Source organism: Lentzea sp. NPDC003310, assembly GCF_040610935.1.
Classification (GTDB): Bacteria; Actinomycetota; Actinomycetes; order Mycobacteriales; family Pseudonocardiaceae; genus Lentzea.
On record NZ_JBEXNC010000006.1, the window covers coordinates 309,185 to 328,832 of the forward strand.

The 19,648-nt window shown below is 69.3% G+C and carries 22 protein-coding genes and 1 tRNA gene; 16 read left to right on the forward strand and 7 right to left on the reverse strand.

The features are described 5' to 3' along the window. The first annotated feature begins 55 nt into the window (after positions 1-55). On the forward strand, positions 56-1,102 hold the full coding sequence (locus tag ABZX02_RS14135; RefSeq protein WP_355298117.1) for a cytochrome P450: 1,047 nt from the start codon (positions 56-58) through the stop codon (positions 1,100-1,102). Here ABZX02_RS14135 and ABZX02_RS14140 read toward each other — a convergent pair. Continuing rightward, positions 1,077-1,505, reverse strand: coding sequence for an OsmC family protein (locus ABZX02_RS14140; RefSeq protein WP_285636284.1), 429 nt, complete (start codon positions 1,503-1,505; stop codon positions 1,077-1,079). The two genes, ABZX02_RS14135 and ABZX02_RS14140, sit on opposite strands and share 26 nt — an antisense overlap. Positions 1,506-1,613: 108 nt before the next feature. Here ABZX02_RS14140 and ABZX02_RS14145 point away from each other — a divergent pair, with 108 nt between their 5' ends. Next, entirely contained in the window at positions 1,614-2,519 is a 906-nt protein-coding gene (locus tag ABZX02_RS14145) for an LD-carboxypeptidase (protein WP_355298119.1), read from the forward strand. Positions 2,520-2,564: 45 nt separating this feature from the next. On the opposite strand, the gene ABZX02_RS14150 is transcribed toward ABZX02_RS14145, so the two are convergent. Both ABZX02_RS14150 and ABZX02_RS14155 read right to left on the reverse strand, forming a co-directional pair. Continuing rightward, positions 2,565-2,637 (reverse strand) — tRNA-Gly (locus ABZX02_RS14150). A gap of 32 nt (positions 2,638-2,669) precedes the next feature. Continuing rightward, complete coding sequence (locus ABZX02_RS14155; RefSeq protein ID WP_355298120.1) at positions 2,670-3,068, reverse strand: hypothetical protein; 399 nt, start codon at positions 3,066-3,068, stop codon at positions 2,670-2,672. A gap of 159 nt (positions 3,069-3,227) precedes the next feature. Between ABZX02_RS14155 and ABZX02_RS14160 the strand changes: the two genes are divergently transcribed. The 3 genes from ABZX02_RS14160 to ABZX02_RS14170 all read left to right on the forward strand — a co-directional run bounded on the left by ABZX02_RS14160 (position 3,228) and on the right by ABZX02_RS14170 (position 5,964). Then, positions 3,228-4,550 (forward strand): sigma-70 family RNA polymerase sigma factor, encoded by a 1,323-nt coding sequence (locus tag ABZX02_RS14160; protein WP_355298122.1) that lies wholly within the window; start codon positions 3,228-3,230, stop codon positions 4,548-4,550. A 94-nt stretch (positions 4,551-4,644) separates the two neighbouring features. After that, positions 4,645-5,082, forward strand: a complete 438-nt coding sequence (locus ABZX02_RS14165; RefSeq protein ID WP_355298123.1) for a DUF983 domain-containing protein — start codon at positions 4,645-4,647, stop codon at positions 5,080-5,082. A 15-nt stretch (positions 5,083-5,097) separates the two neighbouring features. Then, positions 5,098-5,964 carry a DNA-formamidopyrimidine glycosylase family protein gene (locus ABZX02_RS14170; protein WP_355298124.1) on the forward strand — a complete coding sequence of 289 codons (867 nt, stop codon included), beginning with the start codon at positions 5,098-5,100 and terminating at the stop codon, positions 5,962-5,964. On the opposite strand, the gene ABZX02_RS14175 is transcribed toward ABZX02_RS14170, so the two are convergent. Genes ABZX02_RS14175 through ABZX02_RS14185 form a run of 3 tightly spaced genes read right to left on the reverse strand, consistent with a single transcriptional unit; the run spans position 5,957 to position 8,635 of the window. Then, entirely contained in the window at positions 5,957-6,535 is a 579-nt protein-coding gene (locus tag ABZX02_RS14175) for an LUD domain-containing protein (RefSeq protein ID WP_355298126.1), read from the reverse strand. The genes ABZX02_RS14170 and ABZX02_RS14175 overlap by 8 nt on opposite strands. Then, positions 6,528-7,946: a LutB/LldF family L-lactate oxidation iron-sulfur protein gene (locus ABZX02_RS14180; protein ID WP_355298128.1), complete on the reverse strand. Its 1,419-nt coding sequence runs from the start codon at positions 7,944-7,946 to the stop codon at positions 6,528-6,530. The genes ABZX02_RS14175 and ABZX02_RS14180 overlap by 8 nt, the downstream gene beginning before the upstream one ends. Continuing rightward, on the reverse strand, positions 7,928-8,635 hold the full coding sequence (locus tag ABZX02_RS14185; protein ID WP_355298413.1) for a (Fe-S)-binding protein: 708 nt from the start codon (positions 8,633-8,635) through the stop codon (positions 7,928-7,930). Before ABZX02_RS14185 ends, ABZX02_RS14180 begins: the two co-directional genes overlap by 19 nt. Before the next feature lie 111 nt (positions 8,636-8,746). Between ABZX02_RS14185 and ABZX02_RS14190 the strand changes: the two genes are divergently transcribed. Then, on the forward strand, positions 8,747-10,009 hold the full coding sequence (locus tag ABZX02_RS14190) for a histidine kinase (RefSeq protein WP_355298130.1): 1,263 nt from the start codon (positions 8,747-8,749) through the stop codon (positions 10,007-10,009). A 312-nt stretch (positions 10,010-10,321) separates the two neighbouring features. On the opposite strand, the gene ABZX02_RS14195 is transcribed toward ABZX02_RS14190, so the two are convergent. Continuing rightward, entirely contained in the window at positions 10,322-10,489 is a 168-nt protein-coding gene (locus tag ABZX02_RS14195; RefSeq protein WP_166048541.1) for a hypothetical protein, read from the reverse strand. Positions 10,490-10,587: 98 nt separating this feature from the next. Here ABZX02_RS14195 and ABZX02_RS14200 point away from each other — a divergent pair, with 98 nt between their 5' ends. The 10 genes from ABZX02_RS14200 to ABZX02_RS14245 all read left to right on the forward strand — a co-directional run bounded on the left by ABZX02_RS14200 (position 10,588) and on the right by ABZX02_RS14245 (position 19,623). Beyond that, a complete protein-coding gene (locus ABZX02_RS14200) occupies positions 10,588-11,448 on the forward strand; it encodes a S49 family peptidase (protein ID WP_355298132.1) in 861 nt (286 codons plus the stop codon). A gap of 63 nt (positions 11,449-11,511) precedes the next feature. After that, positions 11,512-12,378 (forward strand): LytTR family DNA-binding domain-containing protein, encoded by an 867-nt coding sequence (locus ABZX02_RS14205; protein WP_355298134.1) that lies wholly within the window; start codon positions 11,512-11,514, stop codon positions 12,376-12,378. Further along, positions 12,375-12,803: a hypothetical protein gene (locus ABZX02_RS14210; RefSeq protein ID WP_355298136.1), complete on the forward strand. Its 429-nt coding sequence runs from the start codon at positions 12,375-12,377 to the stop codon at positions 12,801-12,803. The genes ABZX02_RS14205 and ABZX02_RS14210 overlap by 4 nt, the downstream gene beginning before the upstream one ends. A 1-nt stretch (position 12,804) precedes the next feature. After that, the gene (locus ABZX02_RS14215) at positions 12,805-14,604 is read left to right on the forward strand and encodes a cation acetate symporter (RefSeq protein WP_355298138.1); all 1,800 of its coding nucleotides are present in this window, start codon (positions 12,805-12,807) and stop codon (positions 14,602-14,604) included. A 258-nt stretch (positions 14,605-14,862) separates the two neighbouring features. Next, on the forward strand, positions 14,863-15,213 hold the full coding sequence (locus ABZX02_RS14220; RefSeq protein ID WP_355298140.1) for a DUF485 domain-containing protein: 351 nt from the start codon (positions 14,863-14,865) through the stop codon (positions 15,211-15,213). Continuing rightward, positions 15,210-16,802: a cation acetate symporter gene (locus tag ABZX02_RS14225; protein ID WP_355298142.1), complete on the forward strand. Its 1,593-nt coding sequence runs from the start codon at positions 15,210-15,212 to the stop codon at positions 16,800-16,802. Before ABZX02_RS14220 ends, ABZX02_RS14225 begins: the two co-directional genes overlap by 4 nt. Positions 16,803-16,920: 118 nt before the next feature. Continuing rightward, complete coding sequence (locus tag ABZX02_RS14230) at positions 16,921-17,412, forward strand: SigE family RNA polymerase sigma factor (RefSeq protein ID WP_355298144.1); 492 nt, start codon at positions 16,921-16,923, stop codon at positions 17,410-17,412. Further along, positions 17,412-18,317 carry a hypothetical protein gene (locus ABZX02_RS14235; protein ID WP_355298146.1) on the forward strand — a complete coding sequence of 302 codons (906 nt, stop codon included), beginning with the start codon at positions 17,412-17,414 and terminating at the stop codon, positions 18,315-18,317. The genes ABZX02_RS14230 and ABZX02_RS14235 overlap by 1 nt, the downstream gene beginning before the upstream one ends. 59 nt (positions 18,318-18,376) lie before the next feature. Then, a complete protein-coding gene (locus tag ABZX02_RS14240) occupies positions 18,377-18,715 on the forward strand; it encodes a rhodanese-like domain-containing protein (protein ID WP_355298147.1) in 339 nt (112 codons plus the stop codon). 2 nt (positions 18,716-18,717) lie between these two features. Continuing rightward, entirely contained in the window at positions 18,718-19,623 is a 906-nt protein-coding gene (locus ABZX02_RS14245) for a DUF4328 domain-containing protein (RefSeq protein WP_355298149.1), read from the forward strand. Positions 19,624-19,648 lie beyond the last annotated feature (25 nt).

The following is a 19,648-nucleotide window of genomic DNA, read 5'->3' on the forward strand; positions in this document are numbered from 1 at the left end:
TATTGGTCCTGTCGTCAGCCCCCGACAAAGGCCGGAACCGCGCCACGATATAGCAATGGAATTCGACCCGAGAATCAACGCCCAGCGCGTCACCGCATACGCCGACCTGCGTGCCGTGCTGGCTGATCCGGTGACGTTCTCCTCCCGGAACATGACAGGTCCGCAGGTCGCGGCGGTGGCGGCGCTGATGCCGCCGGAGCAGCGGCGATTGCTGGAATTGATGTCCTCGCTGAACGCGGCGGACGGAACGAGGCACGCCCGAATTCGTGCGGCGGCGAATCAGAAATTCACCCCAACGGCCGTGCGCCGAATGGCTGACTCAATTAGGGAACGCGCGAGGACTCTTCTCGACGACCTGCCGGAAGAAGCCGACTTCGTCAGCGAGTTCGCCGCGCCGTTCGCCCTGGGGGTCGTCGCGGACGTGCTCGGCGTGCCGGCGGCGGACTTCCCGCTGTTCCGCGAGTTCGTGGCGCCGGTGCTGGACCTGACCAGCGGTGAGGAGGTCAGCGAACGCGTGCTCGGGTCGTACTTCGCCGGGATGAACGAGTTCTGCGCCTACTTCGCGCGCTCGGACGCGTTCCGCGGCGGCCAGCTGTCCGAGCAGGAGCGGCTCTCGCTCTGCCTCGCGGTCGTCGTGGCGGGCACCGACTCCACGACGAACATGCTGGCGAGCACGTTGCTGCGGCTGAACCCGAGGGAACGCCGACTGGGCGGCGTCGTCGAGGAGGTCGTGCGCCTCGACGCACCGTTCACCGGCTTCTTCCGCACGGCCACGTGCCCGGTGACGATGGGCCGGGTGAAGATCGAGGAGGGCGAGCACCTGTTCCTCGACTACGCGGCCGGCAACCGCGACCCGAAGGTGTTCACCGAGGACTTCGACCCCGGCAGGCCGTCCGTGCCTGGCCACCTGGGCTTCGGGCACGGACCGCACTACTGCCTGGGCGCCCAGCTCGCACGGCTGGAGGGCCGGATCGTCGCCGAAGAGCTGCTCGACCGCTCGGCCGAGCCTGCCGAGCAGCCCGGCGACGTGCGCTACCGCAGGCACCTGATCAGTCACGGGCCCGCGGAGCTGCGCTTCAGACCAGGGCGGCGTCGAGGGTGATGTTCTCGACGGCGGCGAGGGCCTTGGACACCGGGCAGTTCGCCTTGGCACCCTCGGCGGCCGCGACGAAGTCCTCCTGGGACAGGCCGGGCACGTTCGCGCGGACGGTCAGGTGGATGCCGGTGATGCCGACGCCCGCCTGGAAGCTCACCTCGGCCTTGGTGTCGATCGAGGTGGGCGGCGTGCCCGCGCCGGTCAGGCCGTGCGAGAGCGCCATCGAGTAGCAGGACGAGTGCGCAGCGGCGATGAGCTCCTCGGGGCTGGTCTTGCCGCCCGCCTCCTCGGCGCGCGCCTTCCAGTCGATGTCGAAGCTGCCGCTGTTGGACGTGGCGAGGCTGACGTTGCCCTTGCCCTCGACGAGGGAGCCTTCCCAGTGAGCGTTTGCCGTCTGCTTGATGGCCATGATCGCGATGTCCTTAGGTCGGAGCGAGCTGTCTGGGACCACCCTTTCACGGGTGGCCCCGGAGATCACCCCGAGAACCGCTCGACTCCGCCTGCGAGAGTCGGTCGTGTGAACGTCCTGCTGCCACCGCGTGTCGTCACCGGAGACCGGGTCCGCCTCGTCTCGCCCGCCAGCTACCCGGACGAGGAAGGGCTGGCCCGGGCGGTGGCGGTGCTGGAGAGCTGGGGTTTGGTCGTCGAGGTCGGCGAACACGCCATGGACCGCCACGGCTACATGGCGGGCCACGACGAGGACAGGCTCGCCGATCTCGACGACGCCTACCGCGATCCCGGCGTGCGAGCGATCTTCGCCACGCGCGGTGGTGCGGGGGCGTACCGCATCGCGCACGACGTCGACTTCGCCGCCGTGCGGGCCGACCCCAAGCCGTTGGTCGGGTTCAGCGACATCACGAGCCTGCACCTCGCGCTGTGGCGGCACTGCCGCGTGACCGGCGTCCACGGGTTCCTCGACGGCGCGCGGTCGGCCGCCTCGACGCGGTCGTTGCTGATGGAGACCGACCCCGCCGTGCTGCACCGGGACCCCGCCGCGCTCACCGCCGCCGTTCGGGTGGGAGGCGTGGCCACGGGCAACGTCGTCGGCGGCCACCTCGGCACCCTCGCCTGGTCCGTGGGCACCGGATCGCTCGACCTGGACGGCGCGATCCTGTTCCTGGAGGCCCCGCGCGCCGTCGGACTCGGTCACGTCGACCGGCAGCTGACGCAACTCGTGCGCTCGGGCTCGCTGAACGGGCTGCGTGGCGTCGCGCTCGGCCGGTTCCCCGGCTTCGAGGACTACACCGACCGCGACTGGACCGTCCTCGACGTGCTGCGCGACCGGCTGGAGACCCTGGACGTACCGGTGCTCGGCGGCCTCGACGTGGGCCACGGCGACGAACCGCTGTCGCTGGCGCTTGGACCAATCGCCGAGTTGGACGCCGACGCCGGCACTCTGACGGTCGGGCAGGCCGTGCGCTGAAACGACAGAAGTCCGGCACCCGAGGGGTACCGGACTTCTGTCGAGAGCGGATGACGAGACTCGAACTCGCGACCCTCACCTTGGCAAGGTGATGCGCTACCAACTGCGCTACATCCGCACTGCCTTACGGGGAGAACTATACAACAGGGGTTAGACGGCATCTTGCGAGGGGGGTGCCAAACCGGCCAGCAGTTGATCTACCTCGGACAACTGCTCCTTCGGCCAGCGCCACTCCCACAGCGCCCGCACCTTGGGTAGCACGTCGACCGGCAGCCACGCCGCCACCTCCTCGCGGAGGTCCCAGTCGTCGAACACGTGCTCGTAGAAACTGATCAGCGCCGCGTTCTCCAGGAACTGCTCCGGCTGGTGGAAGCACCAGTGCGCGAAGCCGTACGCGCGCCGCAGCACGTCGTCGGCCTGCTCGCGGTGCGCCTCCTGGGTCAGCTGGGAGAGCTCGGAGAAGAAGACGTGGCAGGACCACTCCTCGTTCTCGGCGACAGCCCGAAGTTCCGGCACGAGGGCCGAAGCGCGTTCTCGCCAGTCCACCACGAGCGTGACGATAGTCGCTCGATCTTGTCGCGCCGACCGTCCGACGCCCACCTGTGACCGTCCTGTCACCGATCGCGTTGCGCTGATCAGCCCACTACTAACGGATGGTCTTGTGTATCGACCTGTTCTCATCGAGGAGCAGTTCTGGCCCCTTGTGGCATGTTGAAGCGCGTGATGGTCGACGAGAACGAGGTCGACCGGGACCTGCTCGCCAGAGTGCGCGAGGGAGACGACTCGGCCTACGGCGAACTGTTCTCCCGGCATGCGGACGCGATCCGCCGTTTTTCTCTCAGGCACGTCCGGGAGGCGGCCGAGGCCGACGACCTCACCGCTGAAGCGTTCTTCCGCATGCTGCAGGCGATCCGCCGCGGCAGCGGACCCACGGACCACGTCCGCACCTACCTGCTCACGGTCGCGCGCCGCGTCGCGTGGGAGTGGAGCGGGCGGCGCCGGGACGTGCCGGTGGAGGACGAGGAGCTGGGCCGGCGCGTCGAGCCGGTGAGCGACAACGCGAACAGCAGGGTCGAGCACAACCTCATCACCAGGGCCTTCTCCAGCCTGCCGGAACGCTGGCGGGTCGTGCTGTGGCGCGTCGAGGTCGAGGGCGAGCGCCCCGCCACCGTGGCACCGCACTTCGGGCTCTCGCCGAACGCCATGTCGGCGTTGGCCCGCCGTGCGCGCGAGGGGCTGCGCGCGGCCTACCTGCAGGCACACCTCGCGGCCGACGACGGGCGTTCGTCGTGCGCGGCGATCCGGTCGAAGCTCGGCACCTACACCGCGGGCGGGGTCCAGGGCGTCGAGGAACGCCGGATCCGCGCCCACCTCGACACGTGTTCGTCCTGCTCACAGCTCCACCACGAGCTGAACGAGGTCTGCGCGACGCTGCGGTCCAACGCGGCGTTCCTGATCGTGCCGTCGACGCTGGGGCTCGCGTTCGCCGGCAAGGTGTTCTTCACCAAGGCCAAGCTCGCGTTCGCGGCGGCGAGCGTGGCGACCGTCGGCCTGTTCGGCACGATGGCCGCCGTGTTCAACGGTGCCGCGGGTGTCGCCGTGCTGCAGCCGGACCAGAACCCGGTGATCGCGATGAACACGTCCGGGTCGGCGAGCTCGCAGCACAGCCAGGAGCTCGTGGTGGCCGATCCGCCCGCGCCCGAGCAGCAGCAGACGAAGCAGCCGGGCAACGTGGTCAACCCCGGTGCGCCGCGCCAGCAGACGACCGTGCGCAAGACGTCGTCGTCCGTGCCGGTGCCGACCAGCGAGCTGCACCGGGAGCCGCCGGTCGAGCGGGCCGAGACCGTCGTGACCTCGTCGGAAGAGGGCGGGGAGATCAGCACGGCGGAGACGACGTCGCGTGGCATCAACTCGCTCAACACGCCGTCGTCACCGTCCGACCCGCCGACTCCGACGTCCGAGCCCTGCTCGTCGCCGCGGACCACCGTCACGACAGCCACGCTCTACCCGACCGAGCCGCGCCAGAACTGACGGTGACGATCAAGACAGGGCGAGTTCACCCACAAGGCTCGGCCCGCTCCGGGTACGGTTTGTCCAAGACCGACCGAGCGTGGGAGACGGGTACATGACGCGGCTGGTGCGCGGTGCGGACGGGCGGATGTGGACGGTCCACAGCCGCATCGAGTGGCGCAACCCGGTGGAGTCCGACGACTTCGAGCACGACGTCAGCGGCGGTGTGCTGCCCGGGATCATGATGGCGGGCATGCTCGCCGTGATGGTGGTCGTGCTGATCGCCTGGACGCCCGAGCAGGTCGTCGTGCCGGCGTGGCTGATCCTCGCGCTGATCTTCCTGTTCGCGTTCTTCCCGGTCCGCTGGGCGCTGCGCCGCCCGCACACGCTGGTCGCGGAGAGCAAGGCCACGGCCGACGAGCTGCCGCCCGAGCGGTGGATCGGCTCCGTGCGCGGCCCGCTCGCGGTGCGCCAGGAGGCGTCCCGCGTCGCCCGCACGATCGAGATGCACTCGCTGCCGGACGTCGAAGGCCCGTTGCAACCCGTCGACTGATGCGACACTGGACGAGTGCCGGAGCTACCCGAGGTAGAAGCACTGGTCCACCACCTGCGTGAGAACGCGGTGGGCCGTGTCGTGCACCGCGTCGACGTCGCCTCGCTGCAGGTGCTCAAGACGTTCGACCCGCCGTGGACAGCGCTCCACGGCCAGGAGGTCGTGGCCGCGCACCGGCACGGCAAGCACCTGGACCTGGAGGTCGCGGACGGCCTGCACTTGGTCGTCCACCTCGCCCGCGCCGGCTGGCTGCGCTGGGCCGACACCATGTCCGCCCCGCCGCCCAAGCAGGGTCGCGGGCCGCTCGCGTTGCGCGTGCACCTCGGCCCACCCGGTCAGGGGCCGGGGTTCGACCTGACGGAGGCGGGCACGAAGAAGGGCCTCGCGGCGTGGATCGTGCGCGATCCCCAGTCGATCGCGAGCGTCGCCCGGCTCGGACCCGACGCGCTGGGCATCACCCGCACGCAGCTGGAGGACCTGTTCCACGGGCGCACCGAGCGGCTCAAGACGTCGCTCACGGACCAGGGCCTGATCGCGGGCATCGGCAACGCGTACTCCGACGAGATCATGCACATGGCGCGCCTCTCGCCGTACGCGACCACGGGCAAGTTGAACGACGAGCAGCTCGATCACCTGCACGAGGCGATGCTCACGACACTGACCGATGCCGTCGCACGGTCCGTTGGCCAGGACGCGGCTCGTCTGAAGGGCGAGAAGCGCTCGGGGTTGCGGGTCCACGCGCGCACGGGCCTGCCTTGTCCCGTGTGCGGTGACACGGTGCGTGAGGTGTCGTTCGCGGACAAGGCGTTCCAGTACTGCCCGACGTGCCAGACCGGTGGCAAGCCGCTGGCCGACCGCCGGTTGTCGCGCCTGCTCAAGTGACGATCAGGACCTCCAGGGTGCGGGGGCCGTGGACGCCCTCCACCCGGTTGAGCTCGATGTCGCTCGTCGCCGACGGTCCGCTGATGAACGTCAACGGTCTCGTGGGCTCCAGCCGCCGCAACGCCTCCGGCACCGAGCCGGCGATCTGCTCCTGGCGCACCACACAGAGGTGGTAGTCCGGCAGCAGGGTGAGAGCGCGGCGTCCCTGGGCCACACCGCCGTCCAGCACGATCGTGCCGGTGTCCGCGATCGCGACCGCGCAGCCGGTGAGCACGCCGTCCGCCTGGTCGAGTTCGTCGATGGTCAACGGGTCGTGCAGCCACGTGACGCCGTCGATCAACCACTCGGCCGGCACGTCACCCGGCGCCACGATCCGCTTGCCGCGCAGGCGCTCCAGCGCCTCGGGCACGTCGGTGACCGTGTGCACGATCGCGCGGTAGTCGGCGACCCGCTCGGCGAACAGCTCGACGCCGCCGGGGCCTTCGACGTTGTAGCCGCGCACGACGGGTTCCGGCGCGGAGACGCGGGCGTCGCGAATCCTCTGGAGGATCACTTCTCGGGCGCTAGCCACGGTTCTTCCTCCACCAAGTGCGGAACGACTCGGACGGCGGGGCGGGCACGTCGCGGGAGGACGTCCACTTCGACCCCGGCCACGGCAGCGACGTGATCTTGCCGTCGCGCGCCAGGAACCGGGCCAGGGCACCGGCTTTCTGCGCCTTCTCGTAGCGCGAGGCCGAGGCGAACATCCACGCCGCGGCCGCCATCGCGACGGACTCCGCCGTGCGCCCCTTGGCTTCCACCGCCTCGGCGCGCAGGTGCGTGAGGACGGACGGGATGTCGATCCGCACCGGACAGACCTCGAAGCACGCGCCGCACAGCGAAGAGGCGTAAGGGAGTGAGGCCGCTTGCGGGTCGTGCATGTCGCCGACCAGCTGTGGTGTCAGGATCGCGCCGATCGGACCGGGGTAGACCGAGCCGTACGACTGGCCGCCGGTGCGTTCGTAGACCGGGCAGACGTTGAGGCAAGCACTGCACCGGATGCACCGGAGTGCTTGGCGCCCAACGGAATCCGCCAGCGTCGCGGTGCGGCCGTTGTCGATCAGCACGAGGTGGAAGCGCTGCGGGCCGTCTCCGGGCGTGACGCCGGTCCAGACGGACGTGTACGGGTTCATCCGCTCCGCCGTGGACGAGCGCGGCAGCAGCTGCAGGAACACCTCCAGGTCCTGCCACGACGGCACGAGCTTCTCGATGCCCATCACGGTGATCAGGGTGTCCGGCAGCGTCAGGCACATCCGGCCGTTGCCCTCGGACTCCAGCACCACGATCGACCCGGTGTCGGCGACGGCGAAGTTCGCGCCGGAGACGGCGACCTTGGTGGTCAGGAACTTCTCGCGCAGGTAGACCCGGGCGGCCTCGGCGAGGTCGGCCGGTTCGTCGCTCACCTCGACGCCCATGCGGCGCTGGAAGATCTCGCGGATCTCCGCGCGGTTGCGGTGGATCGCGGGCACCAGGATGTGCGACGGGCGGTCGTCGCCGAGCTGCACGATCAGCTCGGCGAGGTCGGTCTCGATCGCGTGCACGCCACCGGCTTCGAGGGCCTCGTTGAGCCCGATCTCGGCCGTGGCCATGGACTTGACCTTGACGACCTCGCGCGCGTCCTCGGCCCGGCACAGGTCGAGGACGATCCGGTTGGCCTCCTCGGCGTCGCGCGCCCAGTGCACCGTCCCGCCGCGGGCCGTCACCGACTCCTCGAGCTGGACGAGGAGGGTGTCGAGGCGCGCGAGGACGTCGTTCTTGATCTGCTCGCCCGCGACCCTGAGCATCTCCCAGTCGGTCATCTCGGCGACCGCGGCCTCCCGGCGACCGCGGATGGTGCCGGTGGCCCTGCGCAGGTTCTGCCGCAGCTGGGTGTCGTTCAGCGCTTCCTTGGCGGCCTTGGGGAACGTCGGGCTGCCGAGCCACGTCACCGGGTTGCGAGCCACGGTTCCTCCTCCGTCGAAGCCAGGATCTCCGCCAGGTGCACCGGCCGGACGCCCGCACGCAGCCGCGAGAGACCGCCGCCGATGTGCATGAGGCAGGAGTTGTCGCCGGCGGACAGCACCTCGGCGCCGGTCGAGAGCACGCACGTCATCTTGTCCGCGAGCATCGCCGTGGACGTCTCGGCGTTCTTCACCGCGAACGTGCCGCCGAAGCCGCAGCAGTGCGTCGAGTCCGGCAGCTCCACCAGATCGAGTGCCTTCACGGCCCTGAGCAGCGCCAACGGCTTGTCCCCGACCCCCAGCATGCGCAGCGAGTGACACGTGGGGTGGTAGGTGACACGGTGGGGGAACCAGGCGCCGACGTCCGTCACGCCGAGCACGTCGACCAGGAACTCCGAGAGCTCGAAGGTGCGCGGAGGAGACTCACCCAAAGTGGGATGGACCTCCCGGACCATGCCCGCGCATGACCCGGATGGCGCAACGACGTAGTCGTAGCTCCGGAAAACGTCGGTGTACTTGCGCGCCAACGGCACGGCGTGGTCCCGGTAGCCGGTGTTGAAGTGCATCTGGCCGCAGCACGTCTGGTCGAGGGGGAAGTCGACCTCGCAGCCGAGCCTCTCCAGCAAACGCACGACGGCACGTGCCGTGTCCGGGAAGAACGTGTCGGTCAGGCAGGTCGCGAACAGAGCCACTCTCACGCGCACACCCTCTCCCCAAATTCATCGGATGTCTACCCGAACCGGTGGACCGTACGGGGGTACACCGGGCGCGCCTCTTGCTATAGGGCTGCCCCACAGCAGAGCATGTGCGCTGTGGGCGACCTGTTGACCGAGCGCGCCGTGCTCGGTGTCATCGCGACCCTGGCCGTTCTGGGCCTCTTCGTGATGCTGTGCCGCGCTCGACGAGTCAGCACCTCCGTCGAGGATGCTGTGATGGACATGCTCGACCGCATGTCCAGGGCGTCGAGCGACCTCCGCGCGGGCCTGACCGAGGAGGCGGCGAACAAGGCCACACCGCACCTGCGCGAGATGCTGAGGTGCGTCGCGGTCGCCATCACCGACGAGGAGGGCACCGTCCTGTCGTGGGACGGCGGCGCGAACGACCACTACGAGTACCTCCGCGACACGGTGGCCCGGGCCATCAACAACTGCCACAAGGAGCACGTCGACCACCGCAAGCTCGGCTGCGAGCTGCAAGGTCCGTGCTCCCTGCACAGCGTCGTCGTGGTCCCGCTGGTTGTCGAGGGAGACGTGGCCGGCACGTTGATCGTGGTCTCCGGCGTCGCCTCGAAGCGCCAGATCCGCATGGCCGAGGAGACGGCCCGATTCGTCTCGACCCAGCTCGAGCTCGAGGTCGTCCAGAAGCAACGCCAGGCCCTCGCCCAGGCCGAGGTGAAGGCCCTGCGGGCCCAGATCTCGCCGCACTTCGTCTACAACGCGCTCAACACGATCTCGTCGCTCATCCGCACCGACCCCTCGCACGCCCGCGAGCTGCTGCAGGAGTTCGCGGAGTTCACGCGCTACTCGTTCCGCACCGACGGCCTCTTCACGACCCTCGCCGACGAGCTCACGAACATCCACCGCTACCTGACCATCGAACAGGCCCGCTACGGCTCGCGCCTGAACGTCCGCCTGCGCATCGCACCCGAGGTGCTGCAGGTCGTGCTGCCGTTCCTCGTGCTCCAGCCGCTGGTCGAGAACGCGGTCCGGCACGGCCTCGCGAAGAAGCCGGGCGGCGGCATGCTGACCATCACCGCCGAGGACAACGGCAACGAGGCGCTGATCAGCGTCGAGGACGACGGCGTGGGCATGGACCCCGACCGCCTCGACGACATCAAGGACGCGCACCAGACCGGCGCGCACGTCGGCATCGGCAACATCAACGACCGGATGCGGACCGTGTTCGGCGCGGAGTACGCGCTGGTGGTGGAGACGGCGCCGAACGCGGGCACGAAGGTGATCCTCAAGGTGCCGAAGTTCGCGCGGAACGTGCTGCCGAACCTGAACATCGGGTCGCAGATGACGGACGAGCCGATGACGAACGAGCAGCCGGCGATCCGCGCCTGACCAGCGGCATCCGGCTGTCCCGAGCGACGTCGGCGAGAGGTGCAGCAGGCAGGTGCACGCGGCACTTACTGTCGCTGACGAGCAGTCGTCGACCCGCGCCTGAACTTTCCGAAAGTTGCAGGGTCAATCATGCTCAACCCCGGCGCGCATCCTGCCGATTGTGGTGGTGACCAATGATCCGCCGGTCGTTGAAAAACGCAGGGGCCGGCCGCGAGTAAAGGCCATCAACCAGTGCACGAACCGAAGGCACCCGAACGCGTCCGCGTCTGCATCAAGTGCACCGCCAAGGGATTCAACAGCTGTAAGTGCTGATCAGCGTGCTGCCACCGCCAGAGTCGTGATCAGCACGACGGCGCACACGCTCCAGCTCACCCACATCCAGTAGATGTGCATCGGCGTCGGCCCGGCGGCGTTCTGCCTGCCCCGGTCGTCCCACCACTCGACATACCGTTCGAGCCAGCGGATCGGGTTGAACGTCACAGCCCGAACCTAGCACCTTTGTGTTCCAGGTCACGCGGGAGCAACCAACCGCTATCGTGGCTCCCGCGTGTCCGCGAAACGCACGTACTGTCGAGTACATGAGCGTCACGGACAAGATCGCTGCCCGGCTCCCCAGGGTCATGGACCGGGGTGAGCGGCCTCCGGTGGTCGCGGCGGTGCGGCTGCACGGGGTCATCACCCCGCAGTCCTCGCCTGTCGCGCGCAACACGATCAGCCTCCAGAACGTCGAGTCGGCGATCAACCGCGCGTTCGACAACGAGCGGCTGATCGCCGTGGCTCTGCTCATCAACTCTCCCGGCGGCGCGCCGACCCAGAGCGCGCTCATCGCGGAACGGATTCGCGAGCTCGCCACCAAGAAGCACGTGCCGGTGCTCGCGTTCTGCGAGGACGTGGCGGCGTCCGGTGGGTACTGGCTGGCGTGTGCCGGTGACGAGATCTACGCGCACGGCACGAGCCTCGTCGGGTCCATCGGCGTCGTGAGCGCCGGGTTCGGGCTCAACGGGCTGCTGGACAAGGCCGGGGTCGAGCGCCGGGTCTACACCGCGGGCGAGAACAAGGTGCGGCTCGACCCGTTCCAGGCCGAGAAGCCCGAGGACGTCGAGTGGCTCAAGGGCCTGCACGCCGACCTGCACGAGCAGTTCAAGGCGTGGGTGACCGAACGGCGCGGCGCGAAGCTCAGTGCCGAGGCCGACCTCTTCAGCGGTGAGGTGTGGACGGGCAGCAAGGCGCAGCAGCTCGGGCTCGTCGACGGGATCGGGACGATCCGCAGCGTCATCGCGAAGCGGTTCCCGGACGCCGAGCTCACCATCGCGGAGCCGCGCAAACCGTTGCTGGCCAAGCTGGGGTTCACCGGGGCCTCCACCCGATCGGGCGATCTCGTGACGCAGGTGCTGGCCAGCGTCGAGGAACGTGCTCGCTGGTCCCGATTCGGGCTGTGAGCATCAGTTCGGTTTCACCGGGCGTGTCGAGGCCTACCCCGGCGTAGACATGACCGCACATTGATGGGCAAGATGCCCGACACAGTGAGCACCCAAGACAACACCGGTCTCCTCGTCCTCGCAGTCGATGACGAGGCTCCCGGCCTGAGCGAGATCAAGTTCCTGCTCGAGAGCAGTCCTCACATCCGGCGCGTCCTCACGGCCTTCGACGCCGCCGAGGCTCTGCGCATCCTGAGGGGTGACTACGAGCAGGAGGTCATGGCGCGGACCAAGGCCGGCCTGCCGCCGGTCGACGCGGTGTTCGCGGACATCAACATGCCCGGCCTGTCCGGCATGGATCTGGCGAGGGTGCTCAGCGCGTTCCGGTACCCGCCGGCGCTCGTCTTCGTGACCGGTGTCGAGGAACGGGACGCGCTCGTCACGGCGTTCGACGTCGGCGCGCTCGACTTCATCAACAAGCCGATCAACGAGGAACGCGTCCTCAAGGCGATCTCGCGGGTCGCGGACCGGGTGGGGCGCACGGCGGCTCCCGCGGCGCCGACCGGTCAGGCCGCGCAGAACCCCGCCGAGCCGACCGACGACGAGGTCATCCCCGTCGAGCTCGGCGGCACCATCAAGCTCGTGCCGCGCGCGTCCGTGCGGTACGTCGAGGCGCAGGGCGACTACGCCCGCCTGCACACGCAGGACGGCAGCCACCTCGTCCGCATCCCGCTCGCGCAGCTCGAGGAGCGCTGGGCGAACGCGGGCTTCGTGCGCATCCACCGCTCGTACCTGGTGGCGTTGCCGCTGGTCAGCGAGTTGCGCATGACGGCGAACGGGTACGCGGTCGTCATCGGCACCGGCGAGGGTGCCAAGGAGCTCCCGGTCAGCCGCCGGCACACCAAGGAGCTCAAGGAACGGATCGTGCGACCGCCGAAGAGCGGCTGGTGAGCAGGCACGACGCGGGCAAGCCCGAGCCTCCGGCGCGGGAGGCCTGGCTCGGCGAGCAGGGCAGCAGGCCGCGCCGACGTCGCGTCGTGCTCGCCGACTCCACGAAGAAGAGCGGCAAGGCGTTGCGCACGATCATCGAGCTGGAGGAGCAGACCAGCGTCGGTGAGAAGCTGGTCCGCGACCTCATCCGGCAGCAGCTCAAGTCCGCGTTCGGGCTCGCGTTCGCGGTCCTGATCGGCATGTGCCTGCTGCCGATCACCTTCTACCTGGTGCCGTCGATCGCGGACCTGCAGGTCCTCGGCATCCCCGTCCCGTGGCTCGTGCTCGGTCTCGCGCCCTTCCCGGTCCTCTACGGCGTCGGGTGGGTCTTCCGCAGGCAGGCCGAACGGCACGAGCGCGACTTCGTGAACATGGTCGACCGCTGACATGGACACCACCTACTGGAGCCTCGGCGCGATAGTCCTCGTCGCGGGCGTGACGTTCCTGCTCGGCTACGTCGGCTCGCGCAAGGCCAACACCACCCCGGACTTCCTGGTGGCGCGCCGCGCGATCCCCGCCACCCGCAACGCCGCCGCCATCTCCGGCGAGTACCTGTCCGCGGCGTCGTTCCTCGGCGTCGCCGGGCTCGTGCTCAAGGACGGCGTCGACGCCCTCTGGTACCCGATCGGCTTCACCGCGGGCTACCTCGCGCTGCTGCTGTTCGTGGCCGCGCCGCTGCGGCGGTCCGGTGCCTACACGCTGCCGGACTTCGCCGAGGCGCGGCTGGGGTCGGTGAACGTGCGGCACTTCAGCACGTTCTTCGTGGTCTGCATCGGCGTGCTGTACCTGGTGCCGCAGCTGCAGTCCGCGGGCCTCACGCTGACCACGATCACCGGTCTGCCCGCGTGGTTCGGCGGCCTGATCGTCACGGCGATCGTGGTGGTCAACGTGCTCGGCGGCGGCATGCGCGCGATCACGCTCGTGCAGGCGTTCCAGTACTGGGGCAAGCTCTTCGCGATCGCCGCGCCCACGTTCGTGCTGTTCGTGGTGTTCCTCGCCTCGCCGGACCGGGGCACGCAGCCGATCAGCGACGACGGCGTGGTCCGCTTCCCCCAGGCCGAGACGGTCACCGTGGCGGAGCAGGTCGTGAAGGTCCGCGTCGACCAGCCGCTGACGTTGAAGGTGCGCGGCCAGATCGACGGCAGGGACGCGGACGGGGCCGTGTTCTGGGGCCGCGGCGTCTACGAGCTGAGCCCCGGCACGACGATGGAGTTCACCGCGGGCAGCCCGGTGCCGGTGGTCGAGGGCTCGCCGACGTCGAACTTCGACTGGACGCGGCCGCAGACCGGCGGGATCTCCGAGCTGATCCGGACGTACTCGCTGATCTTCGCGACCTTCCTCGGCACGATGGGCCTGCCGCACGTCCTGGTCCGCTTCTACACCAACCCGGACGGCAAGGCGGCCCGCCGCACGGCGTTGCACGTGCTCTACCTGCTGGGCCTCTTCTACATCTTCCCGACGGTGCTCGGCGTGCTCTCGCGGCTGTACCTGCCGCAGCTGCTGGTGAACGGCAAGACCGACGCGGCGGTGCTGATGCTGCCCGAGACGATGCTGCCGAACCTGGGTGGTCAGATCGTCGGCGCGATCGTCGCGGCGGGCGCGTTCGCGGCGTTCCTGTCGACCTCGTCCGGGCTCGTGGTGTCGGTCGCCGGCGTGGTCTCGACGGACATCATGCCGGGCAAGGTTCGTGACTTCCGGTGGGCAACTGTGTTCACCGGACTCGTCGCCATAGGTCTCGCACTGCTGCTGCCGCGCTCGGACGCGTCACTGACGGTGGCCATGTCGTTCGCGCTGGCGGCGTCGACGTTCTGCCCGCTTCTCGTCCTCGGCATCTGGTGGCGGGGATTGACCTGGGTGGGCGCCGTCTGCGGTCTGGTGGTCGGCGGCGGCATGGTCATCAGCGCGCAGGTCGTCAGCGTGGTGAGCTCCTACACCGGCCGGTGGGCGCCCGCGTTCATCACCCAACCTGCGCTGATCACCGTCCCGGTCGCGTTCATCACCATGATCGTCGTCAGCAAGGCGACCCGCAGACGCGTGCCGGCGGACGTCAGCCAGATCCTGCTGCGGCTGCACGCGCCGGACCCGCTGGGCTTCATCCGCGACCGCGACATCGCCCGGTTCGGGACCGCCGAGGAGAAGGCCAGGATGGCCGACGACAAGCGCAGGGGAGCCGGTCGCACACGGTAAGTAGTCACCGTTTCAAATGGGTGAAAATTGGTCACTCGAATCGGTGAACGGTGAACTACGTCACGCAGAGTGCAGTTCGTCTACGCATACTGACCGTTCGTCGCATCACCCGACTGCTGGGCGCAACGGCACGAACGGGGCCTTACCTGAGTGACTCAAGTCTCCATACGGTTCTCGACCAAGAACGGACCGCACCTGGAGGCATTACGTGCACGTCACGTTGCTGACACCTACGACGAGTACCGCGAGGAGGGGCCTGTGAGCACCGTCGATCACACCCCGTCTGAGTCGGCCCCAGACGCGCAGAAGTGGGCCGACGTCCAAGCCAGTGATGACTTCGCCGAGCTGAAGCACCGACTCCGCAAGTTCGTCTTCCCCGTCTCCGGACTGTTCCTCGCGTGGTACCTGCTGTACGTGCTGCTCGCGGACTACGCGCACGACTTCATGTCCACCAAGGTGCTGGGCAACATCAACGTCGGGCTCATCTTCGGCCTGCTGCAGTTCGTGTCCACGTTCGTGATCACGACGCTCTACGTGCGGCACGCCAACAAGAACCTCGACCCGCTCGCGGAGAAGCTCCGCAACGAGATCGAGGGAGACGGCAAGTGAACGAGTCCAGCCCGATCCTCAACATCAGCATCTTCGGCGTCTTCGTCATCGCCACGTTGATCGTGGTCATCCGGGCGAGCCGCAACACGAAGACCGCCGCCGACTACCTGGCGGCGGGCCGCGCGTTCACCGGTCCGCAGAACGGCATCGCGATCGCCGGTGACTACCTGTCGGCCGCGTCGTTCCTCGGCATCGCGGGCGCCATCGCCCTCAACGGCTACGACGGCTTCCTGTACTCGATCGGCTTCCTGGTGGCGTGGCTCGTCGCGCTGCTGCTCGTCGCCGAACTGCTGCGCAACACCGGCAAGTACACGATGGGCGACGTCCTGAGCTTCCGGATGCGCCAGCGCCCGGTCCGCGCGGCGGCGGCCACGTCGACGATGGCGGTCTCGTTCTTCTACCTGCTGGCCCAGATGGCCGGTGCCGGTGGTCTCGTCGCCCTGCTGCTCGGCATCACGGGCACCGGTGGCCAGGCCCTCGTCATCGCCGTCGTCGGCGCCCTGATGATCGCCTACGTCCTCATCGGCGGCATGAAGGGCACCACCTGGGTGCAGATCATCAAGGCGGTCCTGCTGATCGCCGGTGCGGGCATCATGACCGTCTGGGTGCTCGCCAAGTACGGCTTCAACCTCTCGTCCCTGCTCGGTGCCGCGGTCGACGCCGCCCCGAAGGCGGGCGAGAAGCTCCTCGGCCCCGGCCTGCAGTACGGCGCGACCGGCACCAGCAAGCTGGACTTCCTGTCGCTGGCCCTCGCGCTGGTCCTCGGCACCGCGGGTCTGCCGCACATCCTGATGCGCTTCTACACCGTGCCGACGGCGAAGGAAGCCCGTCGCTCGGTCGTCTGGGCGATCTGGCTGATCGGCATCTTCTACCTGTTCACCCTGGTCCTGGGCTACGGCGCCGGCGCGCTCGTCGGCCCGGACAAGATCAACGCGGCGCCCGGCAAGGCCAACTCGGCCGCCCCGCTGCTCGCGCTGGAACTGGGTGGCCCGATCCTGCTCGGCCTGATCGCGGCGGTCGCCTTCGCGACGATCCTCGCGGTCGTGGCGGGCCTGACGATCACGGCGTCGGCGTCGTTCGCCCACGACATCTACGCCAACATCATCAAGAAGGGCCAGGAGGAGGACAAGGACTCCGAGGTCAAGGTCGCCCGCCTCACCGCGATCGTCATCGGCCTCGTGTCCATCGGTGGCGGCATCATCGCCAACGGCCAGAACATCGCGTTCCTCGTGGCACTGGCCTTCGCGGTCGCCGCCTCGGCGAACCTGCCGACGATCCTCTACTCGCTGTTCTGGAAGAGGTTCAACACCTCGGGCGCGCTGTGGAGCATCTACGGCGGTCTGATCGTGACGATCACGCTGATCATCCTGTCGCCCGCCGTCTCCGGCAAGCCGACCTCGATGTTCAAGAACGCCGACTTCGACCTGTTCCCGCTGTCGAACCCCGGCATCGTCTCGATCCCCGTCGCGTTCCTGCTCGGCTACATCGGCACGATCCTCTCGAAGGACAAGGCCGACCCCGCCAAGCAGGCCGAGATGGAGGTCCGCTCCCTCACCGGTGCGGGCGCCGAGAAGGCCATCGCGCACTAGTTCCACCACAGGAGAACGGGCCGTCCCTCACGGGGGCGGCCCGTTTTTCGTGCGTGCAACCCTGAAGGGGCCGACCGCGTATTGAGTGCGGAACGCGGCAGAGGCATGGGGGACCGGAGTGCGACGAGACGAGGAGTTCTCGGAGTTCTTCACCGGCAGGTTCGACTGGGCGAGGCGCACGGCGTACGCGTTGTGCGGCGACTGGTCGGAGGCGGAAGAACTCGCGCAAAACGCTTTCGTGAAGGCGTACGCGAAGTGGCCGACCATCAGGCGGGAAACGGCGGAGGGGTACGTCCGCACGACCCTGACGCGCGCGTTCCTCGACACCAGGCGGCGAGCCCGCGGTCGTGAACACCCGGTCGCCGACCTGCCCGAACGGGGTGTGGGCGGTGGTTTCACCGACCCGGACGCGAAGCTGAACGCGGCCCTGCAACAGGTCGCGCCCAAACAGCGAGCGGCGCTCGTGCTGCGTTTCGTGCACGACCTGTCCATCGAACAGACGGCGGCCGAACTCGGGTGTTCGGTCGGCAACGTCAAGAGTCAGACAGCCAGGGGTTTGGCGGCGCTCCGCGAGGCGTACGGCGAACCGGTGAACTCGGAGTGTGCCTGATGAACATCGAAGACGAGCTGCGCGGAGCTCTCGACGTCTCCGCGCCGCCTCCCACGACGACGCTGGACCTGGTCGTGAAGCGCGGCCGCCGCCGGGTGTTCGCGCAGCGCGCGGGTGCCGTGCTGGGCGCGTTCGCGGTGGTCGCCGGCATCGGGATCGGTGCCGCGACGCTGAACCTCGCCGCGCCGGGGCCGCAGCAGGCCGACCGGCCGGACGCGGGTCCCACGAGTGTGGAGAACTCAGTGGGCTGGCCGCGGGTCAACACGCCGCCGCAGATCCCGTACGGGACGTGGTCGCCGGCGTCCACCGCACCACCTCCCGTCGGCCGTGCGGTCCTCTCGATGCCGCGGTGCGACATCGCCCAGCGGAAGTGGGCGATGAAGGTGCCCGTCGGTTCGCTGCAGCTGAACGACGAGTACGTCCAGAAGTGGATCGGCACGGTGCGCGAGCGACTGCCCGAGCTGCAGGTCAGCGACCTGGCGCCGAAGCTCGACGGGGAGCGGTACCTGGAGAACGCGGTCGACCTGAGCGACTCCGGCGGCGTCGGCAGCGTCCGGCTCGCCGCAGGCAGGTTCGAGGGGACGCCGCTCCAGTACGCCGACGACAACATCTGGACCAGCGGCGACTGCCAGCCGCCCTACCGGACCACGCTGCCGGACGGCACGATCGTCCAACTCCACGGCGTGCGCGCGGCCGAGCCGTTCCAGACGCTCCTGCAGATCATGGAGGTGTTCCGGCCGGACGGCCTGATGCTGCAGCTGGAACTGACCAACTACAGCAGCAAGGACCTGCTCCCCTCGAAGGAGGGCTCGTTCTGGGAGCGGGTCGGCGCCGGTCGCGCGACCCTGCCGTTGACCGAGGAGCAGTTCTCCAGGCTCGGGCCCGCCATCGCGGGGGTGGCCTGAGGTGGTCCCGTGCCGGAGGTTCACGTCCGTGCAACCTCCGGCATGGGAACATCTACGGCGTGACTGTTCCAAGCGTGGAGATCGCCGACGTCCCAGCGCAGCTGCCCGAGGGCGCCGTCCTGCTGGACGTGCGTGAGCAGGACGAGTGGGACGCGGGCCACGCGCCCGGCGCGCTGCACGTCCCCATGAGCGAGATCGGCGGCCGTCTCGAAGAGGTGCCGAACGACGTGCAGCTCTACGTCGTGTGCCGCGCCGGTGGCCGGTCCGCCCGCGTCACCCAGTACCTCAACCAGAACGGCTGGGAGGCCGTGAACGTCGAGGGCGGCATGCAGCACTGGGAGGCCGCCGGGCGTCCGCTCGAGGGCGGCGTCGACGGCTCGGACCCGCAGGTCATCTGACCGTGCAGCCGCTGCAGCCGATGCGCGTGGACTGGGTGGCGACCCCGCCGCCCGGTGCGTACCCGCAGGCCCCGCCCCGGTCGCAGCGGCCGTCCTACGGCGGTCCGCCGAACTACCCGGTCCCGCCGCGCTGGGGCTTCCCGCTGCTCGCGTGGCGCTGGCCCACGGCCGTGCCCGGCACGGTCGAGCAGGCCGACTCGGTCGACGGCGTGCGCCGCCTCGCGCGCACCGTGCAGAACTCGCTGTGGCTGCTCGCCGTCGTCGCGGTGTGGGGCGCGGGGTCCGAGATCTGGCGCTACGTGCTCGTCGCGCTGAGCCGGTTCGGCGCGTTGTCGGCGGGAGTGGTGAGCACGTCGGACGCCCTGGTGGTGTCCTCGTCGGCGATCATGATCACCGGCTGCTTCCTGTCCCTGCTCCTCGGCCTGCTGTGGTTGCGGCGGGCGCGCAACGTCGCGGCGTCGCTCGTGGGCTACGGACCGTCGCGGTCGGACACGGACGTGCTGGTCGGCCTGGTCGTGCCCGGCATGAACCTCGTGGTGCCCGGCTCGGTGCTCGCGGAGCTCGAACACGCCGTGGCCCGCAGGCCCGTCGACGAACGGCCGCACCCCTCGAAGCTGCTGCGCTGGTGGTGGGGCCTCTGGGTGGCCTCGGGGCTGACGGTCGTGCTCGTGGTGGCCTGGTCGTTCCGCTCCAGCACGCAGGCCCTCGCGGACGGGGTGCTGCTGCACGCGTTCGCCGACCTGCTGCTCGCCGCCGTCGCGGTGACGTCGGCGCTGGTCGTCCGCCAGATCACCACGCTGCTGCTGCCGGTGGACGCCGCGTCCGTCCGGCTGATGCGCGTGGTGGAGGTCAAGGACGCTCCCGAACCGCCCTTGCGCGCCGTCCGGGCCTCCGGTTCGCCCCGCTGATCTGTTCAGCCGACGTTCGCCCTGG